Genomic DNA, 20,141 nt, shown 5'->3' with positions numbered 1-20,141 from the left:
TTTTTATGTTTAGAATTTTAAAATAAGATATATTAATTCCTGATCAGTTCTTTAGTTTAATTGGTTTTTTAGTTAGGTAGTTTATTTAATTTTGTTTTAAGATAGTTCTCGGCTTTACAGCCTCTTTGTGTACACCTTCTTTATCATCAGGTCTAATTATGTCTCAGGCGAATGCCACTTCTTTAGCGCTTTCATCTCCAACAGAAAATAAAACGAGTGAATCAGGCCAACTTAAAGAGTTTCGCACTCCCCCACACAATTTAGCCATTGAACAAGCCGTTCTTGCTGCTCTCATGACAGTTGCCGAATCATTTGAGCAAGTCAACGATGTACTCAAAGAAAATGATTTTTATGCAACTCGTCATAAATATATTTTTCGCGCAATTGAGAAATTAGCGCAAGAAAACTCACCCTATGATGCTGTCTTGGTAAGTGACTGGCTCTTAAAACAAAATTTACTTGATGCTATTGGTGGTGAAGAATATTTAATGCAGCTTATGGCTGATTCACCTTCAAGTTTCTATAACTTAGAAACTTATGCGACTAAAATTAAAGAATTTTCTACGCTACGCAGCATGATTAAAGTTAGTACTGAAATTTTACAAAATGCTTATGACACAAAAGGTCGCGGTGTTAGTGAAATTTTAGACTTGGCCGAAACGAGCATTTTCTCTCTAGCAGAACAGCACAATAACAATAAAAAAGATGCAGGACCCAAATCTATCAGTTCTGTTACCGCAGACGTAATTAGTAAACTGGATGAGCTTTCAAAATTAGATGGCAATATTACAGGTTTGACGACTGGCTTCTTAGAACTTGATAATAAAACATCTGGTATGCAGCCGGGTGACCTAATTATTGTTGCTGCACGTCCATCAATGGGTAAAACTACTTTTGCCATGAACTTGGTTGAAAGCGTTTTGCAATATAACAAGTTACCTGCTCTGGTCTTTTCAATGGAGATGCCAGCAGACTCGATTGCAATGCGTCTTATTTCTGCAATGGGTAAAGTTCATCAAGGACATTTACGATCGGGTAACTTAGATGCAGATGAATGGACCAAGGTGACTGGCACAATTTTGCAGCTTCAACAAATGCATTTGTATATTGATGACTCTTCTGCCCTACCTCCAACTGAACTGCGTGCCCGTGCGCGTCGTGTTGCCAAAATGCATGATGGTAAAATCGGTTGTATCATGGTCGATTACTTGCAGCTCATGAAAGTTCCAGGCATGGGTGATAACCGTGTAGGCGAGATTTCAGAAATTTCACGTAGCTTGAAAGCATTAGCGAAAGAAATGCAATGTCCTGTTATCGCACTTTCCCAGCTTAACCGAAGTCTGGAAAACCGTCCAAATAAACGCCCTGTAATGTCTGACTTACGTGAATCCGGTGCGATCGAGCAGGATGCCGACTTAATTATGTTTATTTACCGTGATGAGGTTTACAACAAAGAGTCGAAAGAAGCCGGCACCGCAGAAATTATTATTGGTAAGCAGCGTAATGGTCCAATTGGTTCAGTTCGTCTTGCTTTTGAAGGGCAATATACTCGTTTTAGTAATCTCTCTCCTGAGTATTACAGCCAATATGATGATGAAGAATAAGCTCTATCTCTAGCCCAAAGGAGTAAATGAGGGTGCGCCAAGCAACAGTTTATATTGACCGCAATGCACTTCAATATAATTTAAACCGTGTCAAACAACTCGCAACAAATTCAAAAATTGTAAGTATGGTGAAAGCTAATGCTTATGGACATGGAATCAAAGACTGTTTAGCAGCCTTAAATGCATCAGATGCCTTTGGTGTCGCCTGCCTACAAGAAGGTTTGGAAATTCGTGAACTCGGATTTCAACAACCTGTTACTTTAATTGAAGGGGTATTTTCTGAAGATGAAATGCCGACTGCAATTGAACAAAAATTTGAATGTGTGATTCACCATCAACAACAATTTGAATGGTTAATTAAACACAAACAAGCTTACATCGCCCAAGGTTTAAAAGTCTGGGTTAAACTTAACAGCGGCATGAACCGTTTAGGTTTTAAACATCCAGAAATTATTGAAGTTATTAAGACTTTAAAATCTGAAGGATTTACTTGCGTACTTACGATGCATTTCGCAAATGCAGATGTAGACCATCCACTTAACGAGCAACAAAAACAACAATTTCTACAAGTTAAACAAGCGTGTGATCCAGTTTTAGCTTCTTGCTGTAACTCGGCTGCGATTTATAAATGGCCAGAATTACATTTTGATTATGTTCGTCCCGGTATCATGCTTTATGGTGCCTCACCTTTTGCCGATAAAACCGTTCATGATCTTGATCTAAAACCAGTAATGACGTTCTCAGCAGAAGTAATTGCACTAAATCACATTCAAACGAATGAACATGTCGGTTATGGCTCTACTTTCTGCGCTAAGCAAGCAATGGATATCGCGATTGTTTCTATAGGTTATGGTGATGGTTATCCACGGGCTTATATTAAACAGAACTATGTGGCTATTGATAAACAGCTCTGTGCGGTTGTAGGACGAGTGAGTATGGATATGCTTGCAATCGATGTGACAGGTATGCAAGTAAAATTAGGCACCCAAGTCGAGCTCTGGGGCCAACATCGTTTAGTTGATGATGTTGCGGATGCAAACGGAACTATAGGATATGAATTACTCTGTCGCTTAAGTAATCGTCCTACTCGAAAAAGTAGTTAAATAATAAAATAAAAAATCCAAGCATGCTTGGATTTTTTTATTTAAATATTCAAAATTTTATCGCCAATAATCATCCGTAGGTTTTGGCATTTCCTGTAATCCACGACGTAAAGTATCCGACCATTGTTTACTAATCTGTGAGAAATAAGGATCATCTTCTGTAATTCGTTTTCCCATTGGGATCACAAAGCTGTCTTTACTGTACACCAATGCATCAAGCGGCAAGCCGACAGAAACATTTGAACGTAAAGTCGAATCAAAAGAAATCAGGCTACAACGTAATGCATCATCTAATGGCATTGCATAATATAAAGCTCGATCCAGAATAGGCTTTCCGTATTTACTTTCACCTATTTGAAAATAAGGTGTATCTGTTGTTGCACAAATGAAATTGCCCTGAGGATAGACATTATAAAGTTGCATATCACCACCTTTAATCTGTCCACCAACCAAAATACTACACGCGTAATTCATTTGTTCTTGAGTGTCTGAACTAATATCCTCTAAAACAGCTTTTAAAGTTTTTCCTATCAGTTCGGCTGCCTCAAACATTGTATTAACACTATATAAATTAGGTTCTTGCTGCAAAGTAAGCGCATTTTGCAAATGACCAATAACGGCTTGTGTTGTTGCTAAGTTACCTGCGGTTTGCAAAGCAATAAAACGTTCTCCGGTAACGCCGAAAGTATGCAGTTTTCGGAACACAGAAATATGGTCAACTCCTGCATTGGTCCTCGTGTCACTAATAAACACTAAACCTTGTTCCAATCTTAGCGCACAACAATAGGTCATTTCATTCTCTTTACATTCAACATGCCAACACTTGAACCACAGACATCATGTTCTCAACTCCACCTTGCTCTCTTACACCACGAATAGGTGCTACATCGAGATAGTCCCGACCCACAGCAAGGTAGATGTGATGTTTGGGTGTAAACAACTGATTGCTTACATCAAAACAATACCACTGATTTTCTAAAAATACCTCCGCCCAAGCGTGACTGGCAAGGTGCGGATAGTTTTGATCAAATAGATAACCAGAGACATAACGTGCAGGTAATTGTAACGCACGACACATCGCAATTAAAATGTGAGCATGATCTTGACATACACCTTGACCTGCGTGAAATGCTTCAATTGCAGTTGTTTGAACCGAAGTACTTTCAGGCTGATAAAGTATTTTTTGCAAGATATATTCGCTTAATAACGCAATATGCTGTCGATCTTTGAGCACTACAATATGTTTGGCAAAGTCCAACATTTCCGAATCACATCGAGTTGAACCTGTCATCTGCAAAAACAAATTAGTTGGTGTCGAGAGATTTACACAACCCAGCTCAAGATCTTGAAGCTCAATAATTCCTTGGGCCATAAAAGTAAGATGTTGGTATGAATAACGTTGACTAGCCGTCATCCATACATTATTAAATATATCTCTTTTTATCGTTTTATCGCCCGGCACGCTAATTGCCCAATTCATAACATGTTGATGAGGCGATGTTTGAGGCATCATTTTAATATACTGAATGCTATTTCGAGCAGTTTCAGTATAGCTATAATGCGTTTGATGATTAACCATCAATTTCATAATCAGCCCTCAAACATATTTTCCAACTGCTGTGTGAAAGTATAATAAGCGTCCCACGTAAGTTGCTGCTTCAGTACTTGCCAATTGTCATCTATATTTTCCCAATTCAAATTAGCAAGCTGTTGCACCACAATATCTAACTCTGATAAGAGAACAGATAAATCTTGTCCAAAACGCAGTTCTATATCAAATTGCTCTATTTTTTGGCCTAAATGCAAAAATAAACGAACATCTTCATGTTCCGCTTCCAATATTTGAGTGCATTGTTTGACAGCTTTATTCAATGCATTAGGTTCAGGTTGAAGCGTGTTGATCACATTATTTAATTCTGCATAAGCGTGTGAGGACAAAATACCTCTTAGTTCCTGAATATTATCTTTAGCAATAATGAGCTGGTTCAGTAATGAAAATGTTTGCTTCTTGTCTAACATATAGTGATTTAGTAATTCAGCATTTTCTATGACCAAACCAAATGCTGCTGCAAATTTTGTTGCTTTCTCATCTTGTATAAAAGGTAAATGAGAGGCTGCAAATTTAACTCGCATCAAATATCGACCCAACCAATATATTTGATGCGCACTCGAATTGAGTAAAACCATAAAGTTCCTCTTTAACCCACAATCAGGAATGTAATGTTTCGACAACCCATGTATCTTTTATACCGCCACCTTGGGACGAATTTACAACTAAAGAACCAGGCTTCATGGCCACGCGTGTTAAGCCACCAGGCACAATCTCTGTACGATATGGTGAACTTAGTACAAATGGACGTAGGTCAATATGGCGCTCCGCCACCCCGCCTGTAGTTAACGTTGGGGCAACAGATAAAGCTAATGTTGGTTGTGCAATATAGATATGAGGCATCGCAATCAATTTTTTTCTAAACTCATCAATTTCACACGAGCTTGCTTTAGGCCCAATCAACATGCCATATCCACCCGAACCTTGTGCTTCCTTAACGACTAATTGATCAAGATTAGAGAGTACGTAATCTAAGTCTTCTTCTTTACGGCATTGATAAGTGGGTACATTTTTTAGAATTGGTGTTTCATCCAAATAGTATTGAATCATTTGATCTACATAAGGATAGATAGATTTATCATCAGCCACGCCTGTTCCAGGTGCATTTGCAATCACAACATTTTTTTGCAAATAAGCAGACATAAGACCTGCTACACCCAACGCACTGTCTGGTCGAAATGCTAAAGGATCTAGAAAATCGTCATCTAGACGGCGATAAATTACATCTACTTTTTGACGCCCACGAATAGTCTTGACAAATACTTGATCATTTTCTACAAATAAATCTCGATTTGTAACCAGTGGCACATCCATTTCACGTGCTAGAAAAGCGTGCTCATAATAAGCACTATTAAAACGCCCTGGAGTGAGCACCACAATAAAAGGTTGATCTGCAGAAGAATTTTCTTGCAATATTTCTTTTAAAAGTTTTGGATAATGCTCAATCCCTTGTAAATTATTGACTGTACATAGCTCAGGCATTAATTTCTGGCTAATATTTCGGCTCTCAATCATATAAGACACCCCAGAAGGTGTTCTCAAATTATCTTCTAATACAAAAAACTCCCCTTCACCATCCCGGATAATATCGATCCCGCTAATTTGTGAATAGATTTTTCCTTTTAAAGAATGTTTAAGCATATGGGGCTGGAAAGCATCATTTCCCATAATTTGTTCTTCGGGAATGATTTGTTCTTTTAAAATATGTTGTCCATGATAAATATCATCTAGGAAATAATTTAATGCTTTAACACGCTGTGCACAGCCTGAGGCAATTTTTTCCCATTGTTTTTTCTCGATTACTCTTGGAATTAAATCAAAAGGAATAGTGCGCTCCGTTCCTTCTTTATCGCCATAAACATTAAAAGTAATCCCATGATAAAGAAAATGCTGTTTTGCTTGGGTATTTAACTCCTTTAACTCATCTAAAGTACGGATGCTTAACCATTGTTCAATTTTTTTAGAAGCTGCACCATTTGACGTTACATCATCAAGCATTTCATTAAAGAACTGCGATTTTAGTTGTTCAAAGAGATTTGTTTGCACAGAAATATGTTCTAAAAAAGAGGCTGGGTTAATGAGTGCCGTTGTTGACTGCTCTTGTATAAAAAAATCATTATCTAGATGTAATTCATGCTCTTGTTCTGACATAACCACCTCGTCTTATCATTTATCTATATTTCATTTTTAAATAAGCAATTTCAGTGCCACTTATATATCTGTAATACTTATACGGCATCATTGTTATAACTTTCTTCTAAATCTTATCATCGTTTGCCCAATGGGCTATAAACTGAATCTGACAAACTTGCTAAATCTGTAAAGATTTTTTATTGTGTTGACACCAAAGCAATTGGATATAGATGTATTACGCTTATGTCTGTAATAGAAAAAGAAACTTCGAATAGTTTATATCGCCAATGGCAGATCTTGTCTCGCCTACCGACTGGTAAATGGATCGGGACTCGAGAATTACAAGAAATGCTTGAGCGAGAAGGTATTGAAATCAGTTTAAGGACTATTCAGCGTGACTTAAATCAAATTGCTCAGCGTTTTCCGATAGAGAGCAATAAAGCCGTACCTCAAGGCTGGCGGTGGCAATCAGATGCACCTATTCAGAGCTTACCCCACATGACGAGCTCTCAAGCGGTAACCTTTATGATGGTTGAGGAGCACCTTAAGCACTTACTTCCCCCGAGTCTGCTTGATGAGATGGGGCCATGGTTTGATTTAGCCAAACGCAGTCTCTCTACTCAAAATAATGTGAGACAGTGGATTAACCGTGTACGTATTGTTCCTGCAAGCCAACCTCTTATTCCGCCTGTAGTTGATCGAAATGCTCAACAAGCAATTTATGAAGGCTTGCTTCAAGACAAGCAAATTGAATGTATTTATAAAGCACGAGTAAATCAGGGAGAAGATAGAACCTATGTTTTAAACCCTTTGGCTTTGGTACAAAAAGGTGCAGTCATTTATTTAATTTGCACACGACATGACAAAACCGAAGTACAAACATTTGCTCTGCACCGTTTTAAATCAGCAAAAGTATTAGATAGTCGAGCCCTGCATCCGGTCAATTTTGATATTGATCATTATATTGATTCAGGCGCTTTAGGTTTTAGAGTGGACTATAACCAACCAACTGAATCAATTCAGCTCACCTTAACTATGACCGAGCAAACTGCTAAAACTTTTTATGAAAGTCAGTTAAGTAAAGATCAAACCATTACCCCAATTGAAGAAAATATTGTAGAAGTTTCAGCGACCGTACCATTTACATCCCAACTGGTATGGTGGTTACGGAGTTTCGGTAAAAAACTGCTCCATATTGAGCCAGTTCAAGTACACAATGCTGTGCGAGAGATTGAAACTGATAGTAAGTAGATATAAAAAAAGAGAACCATAAGGTTCTCTTTAGATTTTGAATTATAATTTTCTTAATTTTATATTCTTCTTATATTTTTACTTGTGTTCAGATCAAGATGTTCTCCCCCACCAAAACTGATCTGCTCTTTCTTTTGCGCTATTTTGAACATGAACATTGGCATGCCATTTCATATCCATTGTAGCGAATTGATTTCATTGTCATGATTAAAGCCCTCTTGTTTGAACGTGAATTCAATATAACGGGCGGCTTAAAATATGTGAAATAAGAAAAAAAGGAAGCAAAATCTCTTTTCTTCCTTAGGAAGTTTCCATATATTTTTTGAACAGAAAATAAAAAAGCCCAGTCTTAACTGGGCTTTTTGAATAATTAAATGATTAAGCTGTTTTCTTAATCATATTGTTCTTACGAATTGTAATCATGACAAGCTGAACAGCCGCTGGCGTAACACCAGGAATTCGACTTGCTTGAGCTAATGTTTCTGGAAGAACTGTTTTTAATTTCTGGGTAATTTCGCGAGATAAACCAGACACGACATCATAGTCAAAATCGGCTGGAATTTTGGTTTCTTCAAGACGTTTTAATTGAGCCACATCTTCATGCTGACGGTTAATATAACCTTCATATTTCACAGCAATTTCGATTTGCTCACCCACTTGCTCTGAAACTTCAGAACCAGTAAGTTCTGCAATTTGACCAAAGTTGATGTTAGGACGCTTAAGCAAATCAATTGCGCTGCATTCTTTACTCAAATCAGCACCCGTCATTTCAACGAATTTTTTACCCATAGGGTTATTTGGCGCTGCCCATAAATGTTGTAAACGAGAGGTTTCACGCTCAACTGCTTCCATTTTTTCACAATAAGCAGCCCAACGTACATCATCGACCAAACCAAGTTCACGACCAATAGTTGTCAAGCGTTGATCCGCGTTATCTTCACGCAACATCAAACGATATTCAGCACGTGAGGTAAACATACGGTAAGGTTCTTTAGTACCTAAAGTAATCAGGTCATCAACCAATACACCCATGTAAGCTTGGTCACGTTTAGGTGTCCATTCTTCTTGCTCCCACGCACGGCGCGCAGCATTTAAACCAGCAAGTAAACCTTGGGCACCAGCTTCTTCATAACCTGTTGTACCATTAATTTGACCAGCGAAATACAAGCCATTAATTGCTTTAGTTTCGAGGGTAAATTTCAAAGCTTGTGGATTGAAATAATCATATTCAATTGCATAGCCCGGACGTAAGATATGAGCGTTTTCCATACCACGAATTGAGCGTACAAGCTCGAACTGAACATCAAACGGTAAAGAAGTCGAAATACCATTTGGATAAAGCTCATGTGTATCTAGACCTTCTGGCTCCAAGAATACTTGATGTGAATCTTTATCAGCGAAACGGTGAATCTTATCTTCAATTGATGGGCAGTAACGTGGACCTACGCCCTCAATAACACCCGTATACATTGGTGAACGATCTAAACCACCGCGAATAATATCGTGAGTTTTTTCGTTTGTATGAGTGATATAACAGTTTACTTGTTCAGGGTGCATAGAAGCATCACCCATAAATGACATGACTGGAGACGGGAAATCGCCCGGCTGCGGAATCATGACTGAAAAATCAACTGAACGTGCATCAATACGTGGTGGAGTACCAGTTTTTAAACGGCCAACGGGTAGTTTTAATTCACGTAAACGCTGAGCAAGAGCGATAGAAGGAGGATCACCCGCGCGACCGCCACTTGATTTTTCTAAACCAACATGGATCACACCACCCAAGAATGTACCTGTAGTCAACACAACCGTTTTCGTATCAAAACGGATACCCATTTGAGTCACAACACCTTTAACGGTATCGCCTTCAACAATCAGGTCATCAGCTGCTTGCTGGAAAATATCAAGATTCGCTTGATTTTCCAAAGTCTCACGGATTGCAGCTTTATAACGCACACGGTCTGCTTGAGCACGTGTTGCACGTACAGCTGCACCTTTACGTGAATTTAAAATACGGAACTGAATACCACCTTTATCAGCAGCCAAAGCCATTGCACCACCAAGTGCATCAATTTCGCGCACTAAGTGAGACTTACCAATACCACCAATTGCTGGGTTACAACTCATTTGGCCCAAAGTCTCAATGTTATGGGTCAAAAGCAAAGTCTGTCGTCCCATACGCGCAGCAGCAAGGGCCGCTTCCGTACCTGCGTGACCGCCACCGATAACGATAACATCATAAACTTTAGGATAGTGCATGAGTACAAAAACACCAGAAAAAAAAGACGGAACATTATAGCAAAATTATCTGCTTATTGATGTAGATAATTACAAAATTGTCTTCACATAATTTACGGTACTCCACATGTTTTGACATTTTGTTGCATGAATTCAATACAAAGTGAATGTTTTTAAGAATTTTTCATCTTAGAATAAAAAATGTACAGCACTTCTACGACTTTAAAATTAACGCAACGAGAAGGAACACAAAATGAAAACCACTATGTTAAAAATCTTAACTGCATCCCTCCTTTGTTTTTCAGGCGTAACGTTTACCCACGCTGCGACGAATCATACTGCTAAATCGACTCATACGGCTAAATCAAGTAAAACAGCTAGCCATACTGCAGATTCAAGCAAATCGGTGATGCAAAAAGAACTTAGAGCTTGTGTAAAAAAACAGCAAGGTGAATGGGTATCTTATAGCCATAATGGTGTAACCTTTAATGGTACTTGCGAACCAAACGAAAACGGTAAACTACAATTTAAAGCCCCTGCTCCTTAAGCGGTTTTGACATAAGGTAGAGAAGAAGTATTTTATTTTCCGTCACATCTCATCAATATTTTCAAACACGGCTCATTAAAGATGAGCCGCTTTCTTTTTTAAAATGGTCTAGTCCGCTACAATACACCTTTAAATAAAATTTTTAGGTCCTTTTCGTGAAGTGGTTACAAATACACATTACCGTTGATCAAGAACAAGTTGAATTCACAGAAACACTTTTAATGTCTCTAGGTGCGGTAAGCGTAACTCTGGATGATGCTGAAGATCAGGCTTTACTTGAACCATTACCGGGTGAAACCCCATTATGGAACAAAGTGATTGTGACAGGTATCTATCAACAAGACGAACAAGACCCAATTGATGTCGATACTTTAGAAGCTTTCTTAAAAGCTCAACTTCCAGATGTTCCTATGCACCATGAAGAACTTGAAGATCAAGTGTGGGAACGCGCATGGATGGATTATTATGAACCAATTCAGATTGGGGAAAAATTATGGATCGTACCTGAATGGTTAGAGCCACCGGAAGCGGACGCAACTAATATTAAGTTAGATCCAGGTCTTGCGTTTGGTACAGGTAATCATGCAAGTACTTTCCTATGCTTACAATGGCTGGGTAAGACTGACGTTAAAGATAAAATCGTGATTGATTATGGCTGTGGTTCAGGCATTTTAGGTGTAGCAGCTTTATTATTGGGTGCTAAAAAAGTATATGCTACAGATATTGATCCTCAAGCTGTTTTAGCAACAAAACAAAATGCGGAACTCAATGGTGTATTAGATCGTCTCTATGTTGGTCTTCCAGAAGAATTTGATCAAGAATTCAAACCTCAACAGGCAGATGTTTTAGTTGCAAATATTTTAGCGGGCCCATTGATGGCACTTGCGCCTGAATTTGCAAATTTAATTAAATCTGAGGGCGAGTTCGCACTTGCCGGTGTAATTGAAGAGCAAGTTACTGATGTTTCAGGTGTTTATTCTGAATTTTTTGATATATTAGATGTCGAAAAGCGCGAAGAAAACTGGTGTCGCATTTCAGGAAAACGTAAAACAATAAATTGAGACTTTTATACTCATGAATGAAAAACAAACCCGCTGCCCTAAGTGCTTATCAGTCTATAAAGTATCTCTTACTCAATTGACAGTAGCTCAGGGTATGGTTTGTTGCCCTAAATGTAATTCCAACTTTAATGCACTGACCAATCTGATCAATATTGAACAACCAGTCATGGTCAACTCAACAACATTAGCCAATGGCTCAATACAAACGAGATATATGACACATTCTCACGTATTAGATATCTTTGACCAAAAAGTTGAGAATTCCAATATTGATCTTTTAACTTATCTCAACAACTTAAATTACTTTCACAACGAACCTATTAATGCTTTGCCAAATCTTAATTTAGCTGAGCAAGCATCCCCACAAGAACAAGACAATAATAAAAAGCATAGTTGGCTGTACTATACGCTCTGGAGCTCTGCCAACATTATTCTGATTTTAGTTTTTACTTTTCAAATTCTCTGGTTTAACCCTAAACTTATGTATGCAAGCCCTACGGTCAGCCATGCATTTAATTATGTTTGCCAAATACTGCATTGCAATAAATCAGTCGAAATGTATCAACATATCTATATAGAAAAGCTAAAAGTTCGCAGAGTTGATGCAAACCATACTCAGTTCTCAGGCATATTGCTTAATCAGAATGATAAAAGTATTGAACTTCCGAACATAAAGTTGATTTTTGCATCAGAACCAGACAAAACAGAAGAAATCATCTTAACACCCCAACAATATCTAGTTGAAAACTTGAGAGGTATTCAACGCATTCCATCGAACACTCCTTTCCGATTCCAATTTGAGCTAAACAAAAGCAAAAAAAGGCTAGTAAATTATCGATTAGAAATTGTCCACCCCTAAAATGTAAAAAAAGTGAAAAAAAAATAAAAAAAAATGCAGTTAATTTGCTCACTTTTTCCCAGACAATGGTATGATACGCGCCACGAAAGCTTTGACTCATATACTCCTCGCTCTCAATCCAAAAAAAATACTGTTAAGCATGTGTGCTTTTCCACTTTAAGCACATAGCCTAACTTTTTTTGTTTTTGAGGGGGCTGTAACAAATATTTAACTATTGTTACGCTTATTTTTTATTCAATACGAAGAAATATGGCAAGCTAATTGTTCTTATGTTTTAGAGTCACTGTTTTAGGATCTAAAACAGGACTCCGTATTTTTAGACCACATTTATATACTACTTTACCCAAGTTAGTATTTGATTTTCGGATTAACTCGCATGAATAGCAAATCTCCTATTTTTACTGCACAATCTGATGTTGCTCTTCGCATCCACGTTGATCGCGCAGTTCGCCATTATTTTGCACAATTGCAAGGTGAGCAACCATCTCAGGTATATGACATGGTGCTAGCAGAAATGGAGAAACCTCTTTTATCTGTAGTTCTTGAATATACACGTGGTAATCAAACACGTGCAGCAGAAATTCTTGGACTCAACCGTGGTACTTTACGTAAAAAGTTAAAAGCTCACGGTTTAATGAGTGAATAAATGATAAAATGCTCACGACGTCGTGGGCATTTTTTTATGCTTCTAATTGGTTTTAATCCGTAGACTTGAAATTGTTGAATTAAACATCATGACTATTAAACGTGCTTTGATTTCTGTATCTGATAAGACAGGAATTGTCGAATTTGCTCAAAACCTTGCAGCTTTAGGGGTAGAACTATTATCTACAGGCGGCACATATAAGTTGCTTAAAGATAATAATATCGCGGTTGTAGAAGTATCAGAACATACTGGCTTCCCTGAAATGATGGATGGTCGTGTTAAGACATTACATCCAAAAATTCATGGCGGTATTCTTGCTCGTCGTGGTCTAGACGAAGCAGTTATGGAAGAACACGACATCGATCCAATTGATCTAGTTGTTGTAAACCTTTATCCATTTGCTGCTACCGTTGCAAACCCTGACTGTACTCTTCCTGATGCAATTGAAAATATCGACATCGGTGGTCCTACGATGGTTCGTGCAGCTGCAAAAAACCATGCTTCGGTAGGTATCATTGTAAATGCTTCAGATTACGACACTGTAATCAATGAATTAAAAACCGCTGGTTCACTTTCTTATGAAACGCGTTTTGATTTAGCAGTTAAAGCATTTGAACATACAGCTCAATATGACGGCATGATCGCTTCTTACTTAGGCGCTCGCGTTGGTAAGACCGAAGGTGAAGCTGACTTATTCCCTCGTACGTTCAATACTCAATTGAACAAAGCACAAGATTTACGTTACGGTGAAAACCCACATCAATCAGCTGCTTTTTATGTTGAAGCTAATGCAAAAGAAGCATCAGTTTCTACTGCAAAACAGTTACAAGGCAAAGAATTGTCTTATAACAACATTGCAGATACAGATGCAGCACTTGAATGTGTTAAATCATTCGCAAAACCTGCTTGTGTTATCGTAAAACATGCTAACCCTTGTGGTGTTGCTGTTTCTTTAGACGGCATTAAAGCTGCTTACGATTTAGCTTATGCGACTGATCCAGAATCTGCTTTCGGCGGCATTATTGCATTCAACCGTGAATTAGATGTTGCAACTGCTCAAGCAATTGTAGAGCGTCAATTCGTTGAAGTGATTATTGCCCCAAGTATTGCTGATGGCGTACTTGAAGTAACTGGCGCTAAGAAAAACGTTCGTGTTTTAGTATGTGGCGAGTTACCTGCAATTGATGCACGCGCACCACAACTTGACTACAAACGCGTTAATGGCGGCTTACTTGTTCAAGATCAAGACTTAGGCATGATTACTAAAGATGATCTTAAAGTAGTTACGAAGCGTGCGCCAACTGAGCAAGAAATTGATGATCTTATCTTTGCTTGGAAAGTTGCAAAATACGTAAAATCAAACGCAATTGTTTATGCTAAAAACCGCCAAACTATTGGTGTAGGTGCAGGTCAAATGAGCCGTGTTAACTCAGCTCGTATTGCTGCCATTAAAGCTGAACATGCGGGGTTAGTTGTTGAAGGTGCTGTAATGGCTTCTGACGCATTCTTCCCATTCCGTGACGGCATTGATAATGCGGCTAAAGCTGGCATTAAATGTATCATTCAACCAGGTGGTTCTATGCGTGATGAAGAAGTAATCGCAGCAGCAGATGAAGCTGGTATTGCAATGGTCTTCACTGGTATGCGCCATTTCCGCCACTAATTTAAATTTAGTCCTCCCTAACCCTCCTTTTATTCAGGAGGGTTTTCCACAATAATGGAGCTAAACTCCACCTTGAGGGATAGAGGGGGATGAAAAGGATTAAAGTTAAGGAACAAATTAAAAAATGAATATTTTAGTTTTAGGTAGTGGTGGTCGTGAACATGCTTTGGCATGGAAAATCGCGCAAGATACCAAAGTTACTCAAGTTTTCGTTGCACCGGGAAATGCGGGAACTGCAACTGAAGACAAATGTGTAAATGTTCAACTTGATATTTTAGACAACCCTGCAATTATTGCTTTTGCTAAAGAAAATAATGTTGAGCTGGTTATTGTTGGCCCAGAAGCACCTTTAGTGAATGGTGTAGTAGATGCTGCACGTGAAGCAGGTCTAAAAATTTGGGGACCAACTCAATATGCTGCTCAGCTTGAAGGCTCAAAAGCATTTGCTAAACATTTTTTAAAGCGTCACAACATTCCAACTGCTTTTTACGAAGTATTTACGGAAGTTGATGCAGCTAAAGCTTATGTTGAAAAAAATGGTGCACCGATTGTAATTAAGGCCGATGGTCTTGCTGCAGGTAAAGGTGTAATCGTTGCAATGACCAACGAAGAAGCTTTTGCAGCAATTGATGACATGCTTGCAGGCAACAAATTCGGTGATGCTGGTTCACGTGTTGTAATTGAACAGTTCCTTGCAGGTGAAGAAGCTTCTTTCATTTGTATGATTGATGGTAAAAACATTTTACCAATGGCAACTTCACAAGATCACAAGCGTATTTTTGAAGGTGACCAAGGTCCTAATACTGGCGGTATGGGTGCTTACTCTCCTGCTCCGGTGGTAACTTCTGAAATTTTCGAACGTGTTATGACTGAAATCATGCGTCCGACTGTTGAAGGTATGGCTGCTGACGGACATGTCTACACTGGTTTCTTATATGCTGGCTTAATGATTGATGAACAAGGTCAACCACGTGTGATAGAGTTCAACTGTCGTTTCGGTGATCCTGAAACTCAGCCAATCATGATGCGCTTAAAGTCATCTCTTGTTGAATTGGTAGAAGCTGGTATTGCTGGCAATTTGCCAAAAGAAGCTGAATGGGATGAGCGTAAGTCAATCGGTATCGTACTTGCAGCCGAAGGCTATCCTGATAGCGTACGCAAAGGTGATGTAATTTCAGGTATTGGACAATCACCTGAAGATACTAAAATTTTCCACGCAGGCACTGCAACTCGCGAAGATGGTCACATCGTGACTTCTGGTGGTCGAGTTCTTTGTGTAACTGCGCTAGGCGACAGCGTGCTTGAAGCACAAATTAATGCACTTGAAGTATGCGGACAAGTGACCTTTACTGGTATGCAATATCGTAGTGACATTGGTTACCGCGCAATTGCACGTGAAAAAGCTGAATAAAAGTTAATAAAAAAAGCTTCCTACTTAGGAAGCTTTTTTTATTTTGTACCCCAGCACAAGAAAATAATATAAATTTTTTATAAGATTTATTAAGATATCAACAAATAGAAAAAAGCCCTCTATATCAACTACATTTTTATTGCTATCATTAGTACATAGTTGTAACTGTCATCAGACACTGCTGTTTTAATAATTTCCATAAAGACTTGCTCTACAAATTATGCCTGTAGAGAGTTTTTTAATATTCTAAATTTATGAATGCTCGTTTGGCTACTGTTGGGGATGAACTGTTTGGGGAAACAGTTTTTGTTTATTAAACAATTACCCTCTGTTATAGCCAAAATATGCAAGCGAATTATGGAACCCCAGAAAAAGATCACAGAGTTTAGACTAGTTGTAATTCCAACTCCTCTCTTTTCATATTGATATAGATCAATCGTTATTGTTCTATATCTTAATCAGGACTTTTTTAAATGAAAAAGCTGATCAGCCTTTTTTTAAGCATGTCAGTAGTATTATTGACAGCATGTAGCAAACAAGAAAATGCTCAACAAGCCGAACAAAACAATGATAGTTCCAAAGTACAAAAGGTAGTAATTGCCTCTACAGGTTCGGATGCTGACATTTGGCGTTATATCGCATCTTTACCTGAAACCCAAGCCGCTGGACTGAAGTTAGAAGTAAAAAACTTCTCAGACTCCGTTTCAATGAATACAGCAGTTGCAAATAAAGAAGTAGATTTGAACGCATTCCAAGCTTATTCTTATCTTACTGTATTTAATAATTCAAACCCGGATAAGATTGCAGCGGTTTCTACCACTTATATTGAGCCAATGGGGCTTTATTCAAGTAAATACAAAAAAATTGAAGAACTTCCTGAAGGTGCAATTATTTCAATCCCGGATGATGCTGCCAGCGAATCTCGTGCGCTACTCTTGTTACAAACTGCTGGCTTAATCAAGCTTAAAGCTGACTATAATCCTGTTCAGGGCAGTCCAATTGATGTTATCGAAAATCCCAAAAAGATCAACATCAAACCAATCAAAATGGAAACTGCATTACGTCTTAAAAATGAATTTGATGCAGTTGTATTAAATAATACCATAGCACTCGAGGGAGGTTTAAACGTACTCAAAGATTCTATGTTCTATGAACCTATTGATCAAATCTCAAAAATTAGTGTAAACGTTCTAGCAACTGCTGAATCACGTAAAAATGATCCTGTCTTGCAAAAAGTTGGTAAGCTTTACCACATTCCAGCTGTTAAAAAATACGTTGAAGAACACTTTGGTGGAACAAAAGTTGACGTAGACAAACCAATCAGCTATCTCTCAGAAGCTAAATAGTAATATAATAGCTGCAACGCGAAACAGGCAAAACTCTTTGCCTGTTTTTTCTTTTCAGCATAGTTTTTGACGACATGATTCAATTTAAAAACATTTCAAAGCACTATCAGCTTAAAGGCCAAACCATACGAGCTCTGGACCAAATTAATTTGGAAATTCCTGAAGGGAGTATTTTTGGTATTATTGGCTATAGTGGTGCAGGTAAAAGTACTTTAATCCGCCTGATTAACTTACTTGAACGACCAAATGAAGGTCAAGTTATCATTAATCAAAAGGACTTCACTGCTTTGGATGCGCGTTCATTACGTCAGGAACGTGCAAATATTGGTATGATTTTTCAGCACTTCAATTTGCTACAAACTAAGACGGTTGCTGAAAATATCGAAATGCCAATGCGTTTGCTAAATTACAAAAAAGCAGAACGTGAAAAGCGCTTAAATGAGTTATTGGAGTTCATTGATCTTAAGCATAAAAAAGATGCTTATCCTGATGAACTTTCTGGCGGCCAAAAGCAACGTGTCGGTATTGCTCGTGCTTTGGCAAATCATCCAAAAATTCTTTTGTGTGATGAAGCAACCTCTGCTCTGGACCCGCAAACAACCAAGTCTGTTTTAGAGTTACTCAAGAAAATCAATCAAGAGCAAAAAATCACAATTGTTATGGTGACCCATGAAATGGATGTCATTGAAACCGTTTGTGATCATGTAGCTGTGATGGAAGCAGGTAAAGTCATTGAACAAGGTTCAACGATTGATATCTTTAGTAATCCTCAACATCCGACGACTAAGAACTTTATTCAGACTGTTTTACATCAACAGTTACCTGTGAATATTTTAAATCAACTCGAAAATCAGCATCACCACAGCATCTACTGTTTACAGTTTTTAGGTCGCTCTGCTCAGGAACCTGTAATTCAGTCATTGATTAAACAATTTGATATTAGCTTAAATATCTTGTTCGCTAACATGACTGAAATTAATGGTACTGTAATTGGTCAAATGTTTGTACAGCTTCTAGGTGAGCCTGAGTTGATTCTGCAGGCTATCGAGTTTTTAGAGAAAAATGAAGTGAGTGTAGTTCAATCAGGAGATCAAGTATGAGAGATTTAATCGTACAGTGGTTAACTGAACTTACTCAGCCGTTCTGGCACAGCTCCCTTTCAATTGACCAGTTTGTAACAGCATTGCAAGAAACATTTCACATGGTGTTCTTTGCGCTTTTATTTGGTGGTATTTGGGGATTCATTCAAGGGATTATTCTGCTTGTAACTCGTCCAGAAGGTATTTTGCCGAATAGATTCATTTATCATTTACTCAACCCGATTGTAAATGCGTTACGCTCTCTGCCATTTATTATTTTACTTATTGCAGTGATTCCTCTTACCAAGTTATTGGTAGGCACTTCAATTGGTACATGGGCAGCGATCGTTCCTTTAACGATTTATGTTGGCCCATATATGGGACGTCTTATCGAAACTTCTCTACTTGAAGTAAATGAAGGAATTATTGAATCCGCTCAGGCAATGGGTGCTACCCCTTGGCAAATTATCTCCCGCTTTATTTTGCCAGAAGCGCGCAGTTCCCTCATTTTAAACCTAACGACAGCAACCATCAGTTTGATTGGTGCGACAGCAATGGCTGGTGCAGTTGGTGCAGGTGGTATTGGTGATTTAGCGATTTCTTATGGTTACCAGCGTTTTGATACAAGTGTTGTAATTTTAACAGTGATTGTTTTATTACTCTTAGTACAGATTGTACAAACGCTAGGCAACTGGCTTTCTAAGTTACGTTAAATTATCGATTATAAAAGGCTCCCTACATGGGGGCTTTTTGTTTTATATGAATTATTTTTATCAAAGAGTTGAGTAGGCTAGATAATACCATTTTCTGTTATGATCAAAATCAGTGATTATTTATTTACTTTTTGGATTTGGTTTTAGGATAAAACAATGCGTTATAGAATTCATGTTATTGATGTGCAGAATGCTCTCCAAAACTATATCTGGATTTTAGAAGATACTGAAACCCAAGAAGTTATTGCAGTCGACCCCACAGAAGCAGAATTGGTAACTCAATTTTGTCAGAACCATCAGTTAAATTTAAAACAAATCTGGCTTACTCATTGGCATAAAGACCATATAGGTGGTGTTGCTGATTTAACTGCTGCTCAAAATATTACAGTGTATGGTCCACGTGATGAGCTTACAAAAATTCCGGGAATTACCCATCCCTTGCAACATAATGATCATCTAAAGTTTAATGATTTAAAAGTAGAAATTATTGCGACCCCTGGTCATACCTTAGGACACATTGTGTATTTTATTGAAGAGTTAGAAGCTGTATTCTGCGGCGACACTTTGTTTGCAATGGGATGTGGCCGATTATTTGAAGGTACGGCTGAACAAATGTACCACTCACTTAGTCGTTTAGCAGCGCTACCAACACAAACCAAAGTTTATTGTACGCATGAATACACGCTTTCAAACGCTGAATTTGCCTTAACTGTTGAACCGCATAACCATGCTTTATCTGAACGAGCTGAAGAAGTCCGTGAGCTACGTAAACAAGGAGCAATTACCCTCCCGAGTACGATTGAACTTGAATTAGCAACCAATCCTTTTCTTCGTGCAGAAAGTGTTGAAGACTTTGCTCATCTACGTGCCCTTAAAGA

At 38.2% G+C, this 20,141-nt stretch carries 18 protein-coding genes; 13 read left to right on the top strand and 5 right to left on the bottom strand.

What is annotated here, in order from left to right; genetic code table 11:
* The first annotated feature begins 158 nt into the window (after positions 1 to 158).
* Together dnaB and alr are read left to right on the top strand one after the other, a co-directional pair.
* A complete protein-coding gene (gene dnaB / locus HUN22_RS07210; RefSeq protein ID WP_002119718.1) occupies positions 159 to 1,604 on the top strand; it encodes a replicative DNA helicase in 1,446 nt (481 codons plus the stop codon).
* Positions 1,605 to 1,636: 32 nt separating this feature from the next.
* A complete protein-coding gene (gene alr, locus HUN22_RS07205; protein ID WP_174727533.1) occupies positions 1,637 to 2,707 on the top strand; it encodes an alanine racemase in 1,071 nt (356 codons plus the stop codon).
* A gap of 57 nt (positions 2,708 to 2,764) precedes the next feature.
* Here the strand turns inward: alr and HUN22_RS07200 are convergent, their stop codons facing one another.
* From HUN22_RS07200 to HUN22_RS07185, 4 genes are read right to left on the bottom strand one after another with little or no spacing between them, the layout of a single operon-like run.
* Positions 2,765 to 3,499: a proteasome-type protease gene (locus HUN22_RS07200; RefSeq protein ID WP_174727530.1), complete on the bottom strand. Its 735-nt coding sequence runs from the start codon at positions 3,497 to 3,499 to the stop codon at positions 2,765 to 2,767.
* A 16-nt stretch (positions 3,500 to 3,515) separates the two neighbouring features.
* A complete protein-coding gene (locus HUN22_RS07195) occupies positions 3,516 to 4,295 on the bottom strand; it encodes a transglutaminase family protein (protein WP_174727527.1) in 780 nt (259 codons plus the stop codon).
* 2 nt (positions 4,296 to 4,297) lie between these two features.
* Positions 4,298 to 4,894 carry an alpha-E domain-containing protein gene (locus HUN22_RS07190; protein ID WP_174727524.1) on the bottom strand — a complete coding sequence of 199 codons (597 nt, stop codon included), beginning with the start codon at positions 4,892 to 4,894 and terminating at the stop codon, positions 4,298 to 4,300.
* Positions 4,895 to 4,916: 22 nt separating this feature from the next.
* Positions 4,917 to 6,467 (bottom strand): circularly permuted type 2 ATP-grasp protein, encoded by a 1,551-nt coding sequence (locus HUN22_RS07185; RefSeq protein ID WP_174727521.1) that lies wholly within the window; start codon positions 6,465 to 6,467, stop codon positions 4,917 to 4,919.
* A 225-nt stretch (positions 6,468 to 6,692) separates the two neighbouring features.
* Between HUN22_RS07185 and HUN22_RS17990 the strand changes: the two genes are divergently transcribed.
* A complete protein-coding gene (locus tag HUN22_RS17990; protein ID WP_217488103.1) occupies positions 6,693 to 7,700 on the top strand; it encodes a helix-turn-helix transcriptional regulator in 1,008 nt (335 codons plus the stop codon).
* A gap of 378 nt (positions 7,701 to 8,078) precedes the next feature.
* Here the strand turns inward: HUN22_RS17990 and mnmG are convergent, their stop codons facing one another.
* A complete protein-coding gene (gene mnmG, locus HUN22_RS07175; protein ID WP_174727518.1) occupies positions 8,079 to 9,959 on the bottom strand; it encodes a tRNA uridine-5-carboxymethylaminomethyl(34) synthesis enzyme MnmG in 1,881 nt (626 codons plus the stop codon).
* Positions 9,960 to 10,191: 232 nt separating this feature from the next.
* Here mnmG and HUN22_RS07170 point away from each other — a divergent pair, with 232 nt between their 5' ends.
* The 10 genes from HUN22_RS07170 to gloB all read left to right on the top strand — a co-directional run.
* Positions 10,192 to 10,485, top strand: coding sequence for a hypothetical protein (locus tag HUN22_RS07170; protein WP_151988521.1), 294 nt, complete (start codon positions 10,192 to 10,194; stop codon positions 10,483 to 10,485).
* A gap of 155 nt (positions 10,486 to 10,640) precedes the next feature.
* Positions 10,641 to 11,546, top strand: coding sequence for a 50S ribosomal protein L11 methyltransferase (gene prmA / locus HUN22_RS07165; RefSeq protein WP_174727516.1), 906 nt, complete (start codon positions 10,641 to 10,643; stop codon positions 11,544 to 11,546).
* Positions 11,547 to 11,559: 13 nt separating this feature from the next.
* Entirely contained in the window at positions 11,560 to 12,405 is an 846-nt protein-coding gene (locus tag HUN22_RS07160) for a zinc-ribbon and DUF3426 domain-containing protein (protein WP_174727514.1), read from the top strand.
* A 376-nt stretch (positions 12,406 to 12,781) separates the two neighbouring features.
* Complete coding sequence (gene fis / locus HUN22_RS07155) at positions 12,782 to 13,051, top strand: DNA-binding transcriptional regulator Fis (RefSeq protein ID WP_001086304.1); 270 nt, start codon at positions 12,782 to 12,784, stop codon at positions 13,049 to 13,051.
* An 88-nt stretch (positions 13,052 to 13,139) separates the two neighbouring features.
* Positions 13,140 to 14,714, top strand: a complete 1,575-nt coding sequence (gene purH, locus HUN22_RS07150; RefSeq protein WP_174727512.1) for a bifunctional phosphoribosylaminoimidazolecarboxamide formyltransferase/IMP cyclohydrolase — start codon at positions 13,140 to 13,142, stop codon at positions 14,712 to 14,714.
* Positions 14,715 to 14,838: 124 nt separating this feature from the next.
* Positions 14,839 to 16,125 (top strand): phosphoribosylamine--glycine ligase, encoded by a 1,287-nt coding sequence (gene purD / locus HUN22_RS07145; RefSeq protein WP_057105495.1) that lies wholly within the window; start codon positions 14,839 to 14,841, stop codon positions 16,123 to 16,125.
* Between the two features lie 473 nt (positions 16,126 to 16,598).
* Positions 16,599 to 17,471, top strand: a complete 873-nt coding sequence (locus HUN22_RS07140; protein ID WP_174727510.1) for a MetQ/NlpA family ABC transporter substrate-binding protein — start codon at positions 16,599 to 16,601, stop codon at positions 17,469 to 17,471.
* A 74-nt stretch (positions 17,472 to 17,545) separates the two neighbouring features.
* Complete coding sequence (locus HUN22_RS07135; protein ID WP_174727508.1) at positions 17,546 to 18,571, top strand: methionine ABC transporter ATP-binding protein; 1,026 nt, start codon at positions 17,546 to 17,548, stop codon at positions 18,569 to 18,571.
* Positions 18,568 to 19,263, top strand: a complete 696-nt coding sequence (locus HUN22_RS07130; RefSeq protein WP_174727506.1) for a methionine ABC transporter permease — start codon at positions 18,568 to 18,570, stop codon at positions 19,261 to 19,263. Before HUN22_RS07135 ends, HUN22_RS07130 begins: the two co-directional genes overlap by 4 nt.
* A gap of 156 nt (positions 19,264 to 19,419) precedes the next feature.
* The coding region (gloB, locus tag HUN22_RS07125) for a hydroxyacylglutathione hydrolase (RefSeq protein ID WP_174727504.1) at positions 19,420 to 20,141 on the top strand (722 nt) is incomplete at its 3' end.

Source organism: Acinetobacter lactucae (assembly GCF_013344765.1).
Classification (GTDB): domain Bacteria; phylum Pseudomonadota; class Gammaproteobacteria; order Pseudomonadales; family Moraxellaceae; genus Acinetobacter; species Acinetobacter lactucae_A.
This window is presented reverse-complemented; position numbering and strand designations above follow the sequence as displayed.